We start from the raw sequence: 13,191 nt of genomic DNA, 5'->3' as shown, positions 1-13,191 counted from the left end.
GCCTCTTCATTTAGTCCAAAAGGAAATGGGAATGCATCCCGTTTCGGTGCCCGTCTGCTAGCTTAAAGGGCAAGCACGCATAGCCCCCGCAATCCGGCATCAGCAAGTCCGGCGAAAAGCCCCCCCATACAGGAGGGGGTCGAATTGAGCGATCAACAGAACGTGCTTCCCCAAGGAAACACCACAGACGGATAGGTCCTCAGCTAGCACCCGTCGCATGAATGCGATGAGCTTGTTTGTAACGGGCCGCCCCGGACTCATCAGCCCGGGGCATGCAATAACACAGGTCAGGGATAGACGATCTCGAAAAACCCGGCTCCGTACGTCAACTGAGAGGTATCCAGGTCGAGCTTCAGCTCCCCTTCTACTCTCGTGACAGCGATAGGCTCAGCTCTGGTTCCATCGAAATTAAGGGCATACACCTCAGGCAAATCATCGCGCTCGTCGTCCAAAGAAAGGGTCGCATGCATGGTTTCAATCAGAGCCGGAGTATTGCCCACTTCGTAGCAGATATGCAGCTCGTCAGTCTCGAAGATATCGCCGGTATTGAAGGCATTGGTACTGAGGATGAGCAATAGCCGGTTGGCCTGCCCAAGATCCTTCTGGCCGTCGATAGCTACTACCGCGATGGCGGCTGGGCGGGTTGCACGTTGGATGGTGAGTCGATCCAGCGTGACGGGAGTATCATCCTTAACAAGGGCACCTTCCAATCGTGGCGTGATGACTTGCATAGTCTCAGCGGCTCCGTCCAGTCTCAGCTCACCCGTTTCACTCTCGTAAAAGCTACTGGAGGGGTCGGTCTGATTGGCGGGATCGAGGATACCATTCTGGCGCAAGGCCTGGAACAGGGGCTCGCTTCGACCGCTATCGTCGGTGTCAGCTTTTACATACCATTGCGAAACGTTCAGATCGGTAAAGTCCTGAATCAGGAAAGACATCGTGGGGGTAAACGAACCGACCGGCTCGAGCGGCGCGACTTCGGAGTAAAGCACACCGATGCGCGTCACCAGCGCGAGCTTGGCGTATTCGTCCCCGATGGCGGCGAGATAATGGTCGGGGAACATTTCGTAGTCTTCCAGTTGCAGGCCAACTGAGCTTGGAGCCGTACTCACATCGCCACGCAGGAAGATAACTGCGGCCAAAAACTCGTTGATACGCGAGATAGGATCCATGCCGCTATCAAAGGTCAGGAAGGGGTCCGGGTGCAGCTGGACCGTGGTGTTGTGCACGGTAATGGCATCCCAGTCCTGTAAGGCGGCATAGCTGGAGAAATACAGCCCACGCTCATTGCGGTAGCGGTTCGGGCCGCTGTGCGAATACTCAGTATTGAAATAGGGACGGTCGAAAAAACGAGCCGCAGCAGCCGCGCGAACGTAGCTGGAGTCAAGTGAGCTGGTTTGCTCTATCACCGTGTCGTTGGGATAGTTCCCCGCAAAGGAGTTCGGACGCACACTCTTGGGGATGACCTGTCCGGGAGGCAGCGAACCGGGATGAGCGAAGTAGGTGTGCTGTGCGATAGCAGGCATCATCGCTCTGCCAGGGATTTCCAGCATGCGCATAATCATATCCCAGTGTGTCACCAGCCCCCGATAACCAGTGGCGCGCAGATGATTATAAAACCAGGTTGTCATTTCCGCCATGGTAGCGATGAGAAACTCACCCGTATCCTCGGCCCGTTGATCACCCGTACGCATATCGGACTCTGTGATGTCGGGGACCGTGTCAAAGGTGATGTCCTGCCCCCAGGCCGTAGCCAGGGCCGCGTCGCTGCCGTATTTAGTGCGCAGGTACTCGCGGAAGGATGGAGTCAGGAACTCCATGCCGGTGGCGATACGGAAGTCCTGCTCATTGATGAAGCTCACGAAGGCAATGGACGTCTCATCCTTATAGGCGGTCCCGGTGTAGGGATTGACCCTGCCCATGAAGTAGTCGACGAACACTTTCCAATGGTTGCGATATGCAGGATCGGTGAAGAGGCGGGTCTTGAAGCTTTTCTCATGCGGGTTGTCAGCCGAGCGGGTAATCATGTTACGTGCGGCCAGGTCGATCGTCACGTAGATACCGCGCGCCTTAAAGGCGGCGATGAGGTAGTCCATCCGATCATAGTTCCCGGCATCAAGATTCTGCTCCAACTCGGCCACGTTTTGCGGAATCATGACCTCATCGAGCGGGCGATTGCGGGAGTCGAGCATAGTCTGCCAGCCAGTGAGAAATGTCTCCGGCAGGTGCAGGCGAACCAGGTTGTACCCGCGGCGTTCGACTGCGTCCGCATAGCGGTCGATGGTAGCCTTGTCCCATTCATGATAGTACTGGCGCCACATTCCCTTGCCGTTGAGTGGCATGCTAAAGGCATAGAAACGTACAGGCATATCTGGGCGTTGCTCAAAAACGGGCTTACCCGTGGCTCCGATAATCACACGCCCCAAAGAGCCGGCTGGACGCGGTAGACCATCCAGACCGGACAAGTCCAGCGCGGTACCGGGCTGGACCTCCAGAAAGCGCGTGTCGTCCACCGGTCGATAGTCCTTACCCGCGACGGGCCTAAAGAGCCGTTCAAGAGCGACGTCACCAAAGACGACCGGCACCGTGCCGGAGACGAAGCTCCAGCCCTCAGACCCCGAGCTCACCCTTACTGCCAAAAGATTTATCCCAGCTTGCACCGGAACATTGAAGACATGGTTCGTGGGCGCAATGTCGCTGGCGAGGTTGCCGCGCTCCATCGTACTGTAGACGCTCTGGCCGTTACAAAAAGCCTCAAAGTACCAGTCAGCACCCATACCCACCGTCATTACGCCGTCAGCTGGTGCCACGAACTCCTGGTAGAGCACCGCCGTAAGGCCTTCTCCGAACTCCCCGGCCAAAGCGCCAAGATCAATGCCGTCTTCGCCCTGAGTCACCGGTGTGGCCTGAGCCGGAATGCTGTCCAGAGGCAAGGCCTCGCCTGCTGCCTCTGGCGCATAGAGCCAATCGTCGCCCAGCAGAGACGAGAATAGGTCCACACGCTCCAATGTCACCGGGCCTAACCAAAGCGTCTCTCCGGCAGGAATGTTTCCGAGGGCCAGACGCAGCATCGCCAGGGGGGACGGAGCGTCTATCTCTACCGTGAACTCACGAACGACCTTGCGCCACTGGGGCGAGACCTCCACCGTCCAGCTACACATCCTTCCCAGGCGGGAGTAGGGTGACCTGGCCAAGGCAGCGTAACAGGGGATATCCATCTCAGCACTCCCCTTCACATAGAAACTGATGCTGAATTTTTGACCTGGCTGGGCCGACTGTGCCCATTGATAATTGATCTGCTTACCCCATATAGACGATTCCTCAGGGGTGCCGTCGATATGTACCGAAAGCGAAGGGTAGCCGTCCGGGGTAACGTCCTCCGCCGAGACAGATGGTGTCCAGGTCTGGCCCGACGCGAGATAGAGCTGGATCCCGTTTTGGCCCAGTTCATTAAAATCGGGATAGCTCCATGTCTTTACTGGGACAGCTTGGCATGTACCAGCGAGGCCCAGTATCAGGAGGAGTATTGCCAGTATGCGTTTATTTATGAATGTCATCGGGTATATGGGTATGTTGTCTCAGAGATGGTTTGTTTGCGATCACTTAAGCGGCTTCAGCTCTTCAAAAGGCACCAGAGGGACACGGTATAGATTACCGTAACCCCCATGGTCAGAGGTGAAAATGATGTGAGTACGGTCCGGGGAAATACGCGGGTGCGGATGCGTCTTCTGAATCCTCATCCCGGAATCATGGCGGCAGAACACCCGTGCCTCCGAGTAAGTGTCGCCTTCCTTGCGCCAGCATTTGATGACACCGTCGCCATCGCCAACGATGAGTTCCTCATCCAGGGAAAAGATGTGCCCTGTATTACCCCCGGTGGTAAAGATCATGTCGGACTTACCTGTATTGTCATAGCAGATATGCCCGAGCAAAGGCTCGTCTGAATCGCTACAGCCATGATAGCCCATGCGAACGCCGTCGGCGTACCAATACTCATGCCCGACAACTTCACGCCCTGAGACGGGCCGTACGGGGCGGATATCTCGGGTGTTAACGTCCATCACCCAAATGCGCTGCCCAACCTTTTGCCAAGGCCCCTCGTAGCAGAAGGATATCAACTCGGGCCGGACGGGGGATGTGTTGACGTGTCCCATCCAGCGCTGCTCCTCATGGACGAGCTCTATCCTACCATCAATTGTGGATACGCGTATAATACGGCTGGTCGGGCGCGACTCCCAGATCAAAGGTGCCGCCGCCGCCCCCAGGCGGGGAATCAGTTGCTCGGGGTCCTGAAAGATTGCGACATAAACAAATTCTCCGGCGGCATCGCAATTGCTCATTTGAAGGTTCCAATCCGGTCCTATATCAAGCAAATGGCGAGTCGATCGAGTATGCAGATCGACAGCGTAGAATCCGTTCCCATCACGGTAATAGGCCTCATCGCGCACAGGGTTCACACAAGTGGGAAGGAAGCTGCGGTTGGCTTCGTCCAGATCGGTAATTTGCTCGATTCCTCCTGTCTCCAGATCGATACCGTAGAGGTTGTTACGGTTGCAACGCTCGGAGGCAAACAGCAAGCGACGACCGTTATCATACCACCCGGGATTGGTAAAGTAGAGGTGATGACTGTGCCCCCGGTAGTTAGTCAGCTTTGTTACCGGTATACCCGTGAGGCGATCTGGTTCTGTTGTCCATTCGATGTGCATATAAAGCGATATTGAAAAACTCTTCAGGGTGAAACATTGAGCTCAGCAGCACGCAAATCGGACCAATGCAAAAGCAGGCTCCATCTCGCTTCCTGTACGAACGAACGTATTCCCCCGTGCCGGAGAAACATGGCCTTTCTTTTTAGCATCAACATTCAGTCTCATCATCGATTGCGTATGCATGATTAAGATGGCTGCTGAACGGTGATTTAAAAAGACACTTCCAGTTTTACATATAACGGCACACCAGCTCTACGGTTCTGTTCGGCCGACGGCCTCTCTGCGCGAGGACATCTACAGCCAACGACACAAAAACCCGACCCCAAATCGCCCATGCCCTAGCAAATAAGGTGGGACTCCTGAATTAGACAACAATACCTAACGGCTTTCCCTGAGCGATAGGCCGAGAAGGATTTGTCAATTATTTGCCAAAAACGCAGCACTTTGGTGCATTTATCTGCATTTCCCTGCCATCGGACATTTCTTCAAATTGCTGCGGAGTAACAGGAAGTGCAACCGAGTGAAAACAGGTGAAGTCCACCAGCGGGTTCGAGTCCCGTCCATCCCGCCACTTTTTAAAGCCCGCAGCAATCACTGCGGGTTTTTTCGTCGAAATCTGTAACCACTGGATCGGCCAATCATCCAAGCTGTTGCCACCAAAACCAATGGCCCACAGTTCGCCCCAAGCTCTCGCAGCCCTCAATTCGAGTGCTGAAGCAGTCCGTCGCCGATCCTCTCCCCCAAAACAGCCAACGCGTCCGTCGAAACCTCAGAGGTCGCAACGAGTCTGACCGCCGAAAGGCAGAAACCGAATGTACGGCACTCAAACGAAACCTCTGCAGGGAAGACGATCCTTACAATGCTGACTTACGACCAGAACAAGGACGCGGTAGCAGCGATCAGCCTCCTCCAAAAATCGGGCACAGAAAAATCTCTGATTTTCGCAGTCAACTACCTGCTCGAACATTATCAGGAGGCTGCTGAGGCAAAATCGGTGGAGGACGCCATCCTAGACTATCGTGAGGAAAAAGAACGGGAAGTGGATAGAGGCATCCTCTCTTCTCGGCAGTTTGGCTCGATTTTCGATGAACTCGCGACCTTCAAAATCGTGTTTGAGGGACAAATCATTCGCGAAATCCAACCCGAAGAGCTGAAAGAGTATCTGGAGGGCAAACAAAAGGGAACCAGGCGTGCTCACTCTCTAAAGACCTGGAATAATCGCAGAGGCTATCTCAGCACTTTTTTCAAATTCTGCCTCTCCCGTAAGTATGTCGCAGAAGACCCAGTCATTTCCGTTCCGAAATTTAAGATCAAAAACCGTCGAGGTACCGCAGAGACTTTTTCAGCGAAGCAGACTCAGAAATTAATGCATTGGCTGGAAACTTACCGTGGGAAACAGAACAAAGGCGGATCATGGTGGGCTGAGCCGGGTAGCCTTGTCCCCTATTTCGCCCTCACTTTTTCCCTCCTGCATAGGCCATTTCACACGAAGACCGCACGATCTTCTTTTTTACCCACCTGGCTCTACTGGGCGAGTCATGCCTGCGTCGCAAAAGCCGTTCTGCCCGGATACACAGGCATCATCAAGTTATGCCTGTCGATTCCACCCAAACCTCCCCTGCCTCACGGACCTTCCCGGCAAATGCTTCCCGGCGGTTGCCCATCGTGTATGCGATGAATGAACGCTGTCAGGGGTACTTCTTCCCGCAAGGGGTACCCACCACAGTGTCGGAAGTTCCGACAGAGCGCCTGGAGTTGGACGCATGGGAGGCCGGGCTACGACATCTGCGCCCCTGTGTGATTCTTGCCTTCTGGAGCACACCTCCACTGCCCGAAAGCTGGCTGAGCGAGGCTGACTGTCCCCTGCACTATGTTTGCCACGTCGCCGGCTCCATCCGCAGGGTGGTGCCCCGCAGTTTCATCGAGCGCGGGGGATGGGTTACCAACTGGGGGGCGCAGTGCGCCAGCGCCGTCGCCGAGCATGCGCTCCTGCTCGCGCTGGCCGCGCTCCGCAGCCTGCCGCGCTGGGCCGCCTACATTGAAAGTCAGCCCGATGAACGCCGCTGGCAGGACCTCAACACCCTCTCTCTGCACAACCGGCAGGTGGGCATTCACGGTTTCGGGCGTGTGGCCCGGATACTGGCGGAGCTGCTCAAGCCCTTCGGCGTGAGCATCCGGGCATTCTCCGCGGGCGTGCCCGACGCGTATATAGCTGCACATGGCGTAACGCCCTGTCACTCGCTGCACGAACTCTGCGCGGGCAGCGATGTGCTCTTCGAATGCGAAGCCCTGACGGAGACGACCAGGGGCAGTATGGACGCCAAGGACCTGGCTCTCTTGCCGGACGGTGCCGTCTTCGTTAACATTGCCCGGGGCGCACTGGTGGACGAAGCCGCCCTCCGGCGCGAAGCTTCCAACGGACGCCTCCGCGTGGCCCTGGATGTCTGCCATCAGGACCCGCTCGAGGCGGGAAACCCACTTTACCAGACACCCGGCGCGCTCCTTTCCCCGCATATTGCCGGGCCGACCGTAGACCAGTTCGAGCCGATGGGCCGCTTTGCCCTCGCCAATATCGAACGCTTCCTGCGCGGAGAAACGCCGGCCGGCCTGATCGACCTGGCGGAGTATGACCGCATGACCTGAGCGCGGCCGATCCCGCATCACCGGAAGCCGCTGACATTCACAACTCCTGCGGTCGGTGCAGATCCCCGTTCCAATCGTTTACTTTTTCGACGCTTCGAAGTCGGGGGCCGCGTAGTTGTTCGGCCCGCCGTAGCGCTTGAACGCCGCGTACACAATGATGGCATTCACGAGCGCTACGAGCGTCAGGGAAAAACCGACGATAAAGGCATAGCGATAATTATGGCCTGTGGCGTCGATCACCATGCCCACCACAGGAGCCATGGCCATGTTACCCACGGCCACGAAAATCGCTGCTGCCGAGGCGTACTGTGCGAACTTCTCATGAGGGAACAGTCTCAAGGCCAACGAAGCCGCACTCGTATAATAGGCACCGGAGAAAACGCCATGCAGCACCCAGCCGATCAGATAAGTATGGGCACTAACCGCGAACAGACTGCCCCAGATCGTCACGAGCGCATAGCCGCTCAATACCACGATCACCAGTCGCATGGGGTGAAAGCGGTCCGCCAGCCACCCCAGCGGATAGGCCATGAGCAGGGAGATAAGAAAGGTGAGAGAGACCGCTTTACCGTATGTATCCATGCTCACGCCCACATGGTTCGCATAGGGGATGGCAAAGACGTTCATCGGGTTGAAGCAGATGACCGAGGTGGTAATGAGCAAAAAAACGGCGAGGTAGTACGGGTGGGAAAAGCACTCCCGGCAGTAGTGCCGCACCTCACTGACAAAGCCCAGGGTACCGGTCCTGCTCACGATTTTCTCCGGCGGCGGATACTGCCCCTCCTTGACCCGGAAGCAGACGCACATGAACGCGATTCCATAAAACAGACCGACCGCAATGATGATGACCGTGAAATGCGTCGGCACGTAGCCGATGATCCAGAAATTGAAAACCATGCCGTCGATCAGGCTGATGGCTCGGAACAGGCCGTAAAAACGCCCCAGCAACGGCCGAGGAACGACATCGTTGATCAGGCCGTCGAAGATAGGCTTGCTCGCGATGGCGGCGACCTCGAAGGCCGTCCAGAACACCGCGAAGCAGGCGACGGACACCACGACCTCGTTGGCAAGCATCGACAACAGCCATGCGCCGAAAGGGAAGCCGTCGAGCGTCCGGTGGAGCCAGGCCCCCGTCGCCTCGGAATTGCAGAGGCGATGCACCCACCTAGCGATAAAAGGCGTGCACCCCAGCCCGACCATCCCCAAGGCTGCGACAGGCGTAACGATCAGCAGAAACGGGATGCGCCGCCCAAGCCTGCCGCGATGACGATCCGACATCGTGCTGATGAGCGGACTTACCACCAGCTGGATGATCCCCGGCAGGGAGCTTACCAGCAGCGCGAAGACCAAACTCGGAACCATCAGATGGTTCAGGTACCATTGCGACATCGGGGCCACGGAGCGGTCCCGCATGGACCACGAAAAATCGCCCAGAAGCAGCCAGCAAAACAGGACAACAATGCCGCCCGTCGTATAGGTCAGCGTCCCTGCCTTCCATTTCTTGGGCGCGTAGATTTCGGTTGTGTCGTCGGGCGACGGGGATGAACTCATGGGTATGCTAGGTTTCGTTTGAAGCAAATAGGATTGTGGCCAGTAGGGTTGCCCCTCTCGCCCCATCTGACGAAAAGTCGATGATCCCCGTGAAGGGGTGTAGTCGTGCGACGGCGAACGCTTCGCGCTCAGGGCTCGACCTGTTCGACGTGCCAGTCGAAGTACAGCACGTTTCGGAAAGTCCCGTGGGAGAGCGTCTTGACACCATCTACCGTGTGATCGTAATCCATGACCGCCGGGATCTTGGAGTGCTCTTCCCAGTTCATGGCGCTGAGCCGGTAGGGATAGGTCGTAGCCGTGCCGGCATTCCCGGTGTAGCCGAAGGGCGTTCCGTTGCGGTTGTTCGGCAGTGTGCCGGTCGTGGCCAGACGGTACGGAGTCACATCAACATTGTCCGGGTCAGAATCCAGACGTCGGTACCCTGGGCAGTAGAGGGCCGGAGCCCATTGCCTCCCGCCACGAGGAGTGGGCAGCGCCCAGTAGAGATAGAGGTAGTGCCCGAGGTGCCCGGCGTCGGAAGCGTTGTAAGTGGCCTTCTGCAAAATGCGCAACGGCCCCGGCAGCGTGCCCTGATGGTCGTTGGCGTACATGGCGGCCCCCATCCCGATCTGCCGCAGGTTGGCCGCGCAGCCGGTCGTATCGGCGCGGTTGCGCATCTGCGCAAGGACCGGCACGAGAATCGCGGCGAGGATGGCGATGGTCGCAATACAGGCCAGTAGCTCGATTAAGCTAAAGCCCATCGTCCGTCGCCAGGCCGTGGACGAACAGGGGCGGCCGGAGGGCGTCGCGCCCCGGGCTTGAGAAGTGCTGGTGAACGCAGGAGGGGTAGATTCCAGTTTCATCACGGAGCGGGGTTGGGAACAGCAGCCACAGGCGGCACCTGCCTCGGCTTGCCATTCAGGGAAAACATGACGGGTTTTGTATGCTCGGAACAGGAAGAAGTGCTCCACGTGCCAGACTCCGAGTCGCGCTCAAGTGTCAACGAGCCGGCGGTATCCAGCTCCAGCGACAGCTCCGCGCTCTCGACCCACTCCCCCTGAAGCCCGGCGGAAACCGCCTGCCCCTCGGCATCGTAGAGCACATAGGCGTAGGCGCCTTCCAGCTCTTCGCTACCCCCCAGCCAGACGATGCAGCGGCTGCTTCCATCGCTCATAACGAGCTTGTTCTCCGTCACCTGTTCGACCTCAAAAGCGGCGGGATCATCGGTAGTCGCCTGGATGAGCATCGCGGTCAGGAAGCCCGCCTGCTCGGAGGTCTCAGACGTCATCGCCAGGTGGTAACCACGCTGCTGCGGGCGCGAACGCGTCTTAAGTTCATAAAGCTCCGTCTCGACGATGGTCGGCGCGATCTGGGCATCGACGATCGGACCCAGGTTTTGGATAACCAGCCGCCCGTCACCGTTGGTCATCGTATAACGGCCCTCACCCAGCGGCTGCGCCTCGCGGTCACCATGCAGGAGCCACTCGTACTGGTGCGGCTCCGCCGCCGCCATGAGGTCACGCACGACCAGGTAGTGTCCGCCGACGAGCATCAGGTCGCGCTGCATCTGCTCCAGCCCGAAGCTGTCGCTGTAGGCGGCCTTGAAATCCGCCTGCCCCGCGGCCACCTGAGGCCCGAGCAGCACATGGTCCATCCGGATCTTGTTCAGCTTGTCATAGGGCAGATATTTGAAGCACGTAAAGGCCGTGCCCCCTTGCTCCTGTCCGACGCCATCCACGAGGATCGAGTTATGCCAGGCTGTTTCTTTGACGGCGTAGCCCGTATCGTTGGCCAGGAAAGCGCCCTTCGAGAACAGGATGAACGAACCGGCATCGGGATGCGCGTGCCCGAGTGAGGGCTTCCAGTCCGGGTACTGCTTGAGTAACTCCGCCATCGCGTGGCCTCCAGGAGGACCGGACTTGAAGGCGATGGCCGTCGTCTGCGGATCATTCCAGCTACCTCGCCAGTGGATAACCTCCTCGTCATCGAAGTAGTGGTACGGTGGATACGCCTTGTCATCAACCACCACCGACTTGCCAGCCTCTGCAGGTATCTGTAGTAATGCGCCAACCATGCCGTCGAGAGAACGTCCTCCGCTGTTCCAACGCGTAACCAGCTGCTCCACCCGTGGATCGGGACGCTCATGATCGAGCACATAAGGGATAAACTTGGGCACGCGCGTGGGGTGCGTATGCCAGGGCTTTTCATAGCCGCGCTGGGCCGTCTTTCCGTCCTGATTGACACGCGGCCCCCAGTCCCCGAAGTCGAAGACAAAATCGCGGCCCGGCAGATAGCTGTGCGCGAAGTACAGGCCCGTGTTCTCCATAAAGGGAATCTCGAAGAGGTCTTCCCCGGTGACGTGTCGCAGGGCCAGGGCCCCCGTCACGGGGAACTGCAAAGTGTAGCCCCAGTAGTTCATCCCCTCGAAGAACCATCCGTCCGGAGCCAGCGCATGCAGGCAGCGAGCCATCATCTCGCTCGACCACTGCGCCCACTCCGTCGCCTCGGGATACTCGCCTAGCAGGGCCATCGAGGCGACCAGCAGCCCGCCGACGGGGATTGAAAAATGGTTCTGCTCGTAGGGGTAGTGCTTGATGGCGCGCAAATCATGGTACGTCTGGCTGGCCTGCTTGATCAGCAGGTCCCGGAGCGCGTCCGAAACCTGGGCATCCACCCGCCCCTCCAGCACATCGTAGGAGATGGCGAGCCCCGCCAGGATATAGCCGCAGGCCAAATCGTTATTGTCCCGCGCGCCAATGCCCTTGATCTCAAGAGGAGGCTCTTTTTCGAGCACGGGTAGCCAGAGCTTAAGCCGCTCGAGGTAGCGCTCCTGTCCTGTCACCGCGTAGCCGACGGCGAGCTTGCCGATAACTTTGCAGGGCACGGACGAGGACTTCCCCGTCACCGGCTTCGGGACGGCGCTGAGCTCGGGCCCGTCAGCCGGGAAGTAAGCACCCGCCCAACCCCGGTCCTGCCGGAACCTCTCCTGAGCGGACTGGAGGCCGACCTCGTCAACAAACAGCCGGGGATGCCCACCTGCCAGTTCAGGGCGTACGGCGAACCCGGCGTTTTCCTGGCCCTCTGCGGGCGTGGCCGCGTCCGCCGAAGGAGCGGGCGAGCTGGCAGCAGAGGACGGTGACACCGGGCCACCGCAGGCCGGGCACAACAGCAATGCCATGCCGCAGGACGTCAGCGCGGCGATCGTTGAAAGAGGGCGGGTAAAATGGGGGACGGGTAACATTGTATGCGTTTATCAATCCGGCACAGCCCCGAGGGGAAGGCCGCTGGTTATGTTCGAGAAGATAAGGGCACCCTGTGCGGCGCCCGCGTAGCTGCGGACGTCGCCTGAAAGATAATCTATGACCCCGGCGCGCAGTAAGCCGCACGCCGCGTGTTCGGACTTACTTGCGGCGCTGGTAGCGCTTGATAAGCGACGCGGAGAGCGCCAGCAGCCCAGCCAGCAGAAACGCGGATTCAGCCGGTTCCGGGACCTGGACCGTATTGGTGATCGCGATGTCATCGACATAAAGTTCGTCCAGCTGAAGCGCAGAGCCACCGACGGTGAAGTTGATGTTCTTAACGCTGACGCCGGTCGCCTGGTTTCCAGTCGAGGCAACGTTCTCGGCCACCAGGACACCGTTGAGCCAAATATCCATCGTGCCGGAGTTCACGCTTTGGCCGTTACCGTAGTCCAGCGACGTCGTGCTGTTATTGAAGACGATGTCGAGCTGGTACAGCATATCGAGAGTGTACGAGGCAAAGGATTCGGCCGACATGTTCACCGAGCTGCCGGTCCCATAGTACAGAGTGCCATTATGGAAATAGATGGCGAAGATCGTGCCGCCGTTGTAGTTGGCGGTACCGAGACGCAGCAGGAAACCGCGCTGGGTGAAGTCCTCGTAATCCGGGTCGTAGAAGTCGAAAGATATCTGCCCGGTCGTGCTGCTGGTAAAGGTCTGGCTCGAGGCGTTCGGCTTGATCGCGGTGGTGGCGCCGGTCAGGTTGGCCAGATAGAGGTACTGGTTCGTGACGCCCTTTCCGAACACATTGGCGGAGTCCGTCTCCACGTTGACGTAGGCGTAGGCCTGGTTGTCAGCGGTGACGCTGTCCCAGTCATAGCCGTCTCCTGACGGCAACACGGCGCCGGAGGTGTATTCATTAAAGTTGTCGGAGAAGATCGTCGCTGCCGACAGCAACGAGGCATTTATCGCGAGCATTCCAATCAGGGCTAAGGTAACTACTTTCTTCATGTTGGGTCCTTATCTATACAGTTGGGGGTTCGTTATCTTTCAGGGTGTATTGAGAAATGGGG

At 58.2% G+C, this 13,191-nt stretch carries 8 protein-coding genes; 2 read left to right on the top strand and 6 right to left on the bottom strand.

Annotation, left to right across the window (positions count from 1 at the left end; genetic code table 11):
- Nucleotides 1–287: 287 nt before the first annotated feature.
- Nucleotides 288–3,161, bottom strand: a complete 2,874-nt coding sequence (locus K0V07_RS07285; RefSeq protein ID WP_220623878.1) for a cellulase family glycosylhydrolase — start codon at nt 3,159–3,161, stop codon at nt 288–290.
- 438 nt (nt 3,162–3,599) lie between these two features.
- Nucleotides 3,600–4,706, bottom strand: coding sequence for an oligogalacturonate lyase family protein (locus K0V07_RS07280; protein WP_220623877.1), 1,107 nt, complete (start codon nt 4,704–4,706; stop codon nt 3,600–3,602).
- A gap of 859 nt (nt 4,707–5,565) precedes the next feature.
- On the opposite strand from K0V07_RS07280, the gene K0V07_RS07275 reads away from it, so the two are divergent.
- Together K0V07_RS07275 and K0V07_RS07270 are read left to right on the top strand one after the other, a co-directional pair.
- A complete protein-coding gene (locus K0V07_RS07275; RefSeq protein ID WP_220623876.1) occupies nt 5,566–6,384 on the top strand; it encodes a hypothetical protein in 819 nt (272 codons plus the stop codon).
- Complete coding sequence (locus tag K0V07_RS07270) at nt 6,381–7,349, top strand: hydroxyacid dehydrogenase (protein ID WP_220623875.1); 969 nt, start codon at nt 6,381–6,383, stop codon at nt 7,347–7,349. The genes K0V07_RS07275 and K0V07_RS07270 overlap by 4 nt, the downstream gene beginning before the upstream one ends.
- 78 nt (nt 7,350–7,427) lie before the next feature.
- Here K0V07_RS07270 and K0V07_RS07265 read toward each other — a convergent pair whose 3' ends face one another.
- From K0V07_RS07265 to K0V07_RS07250, 4 genes are all read right to left on the bottom strand, one after another.
- The gene (locus tag K0V07_RS07265; protein WP_220623874.1) at nt 7,428–8,900 is read right to left on the bottom strand and encodes an MFS transporter; all 1,473 of its coding nucleotides are present in this window, start codon (nt 8,898–8,900) and stop codon (nt 7,428–7,430) included.
- 128 nt (nt 8,901–9,028) lie between these two features.
- Entirely contained in the window at nt 9,029–9,742 is a 714-nt protein-coding gene (locus K0V07_RS07260) for a prepilin-type N-terminal cleavage/methylation domain-containing protein (RefSeq protein WP_220623873.1), read from the bottom strand.
- Complete coding sequence (locus tag K0V07_RS07255) at nt 9,742–12,057, bottom strand: DUF4962 domain-containing protein (protein ID WP_220623872.1); 2,316 nt, start codon at nt 12,055–12,057, stop codon at nt 9,742–9,744. The genes K0V07_RS07260 and K0V07_RS07255 overlap by 1 nt, the downstream gene beginning before the upstream one ends.
- A gap of 223 nt (nt 12,058–12,280) precedes the next feature.
- Nucleotides 12,281–13,129: a hypothetical protein gene (locus K0V07_RS07250; RefSeq protein WP_220623871.1), complete on the bottom strand. Its 849-nt coding sequence runs from the start codon at nt 13,127–13,129 to the stop codon at nt 12,281–12,283.
- Nucleotides 13,130–13,191 lie beyond the last annotated feature (62 nt).

This window comes from Ruficoccus sp. ZRK36, from assembly GCF_019603315.1.
Lineage (GTDB): Bacteria > Verrucomicrobiota > Verrucomicrobiia > Opitutales > Cerasicoccaceae > Ruficoccus.
The sequence above is the reverse complement of the archived record's forward strand: the minus strand, read 5'-3'. Positions and strand labels throughout refer to the sequence as shown.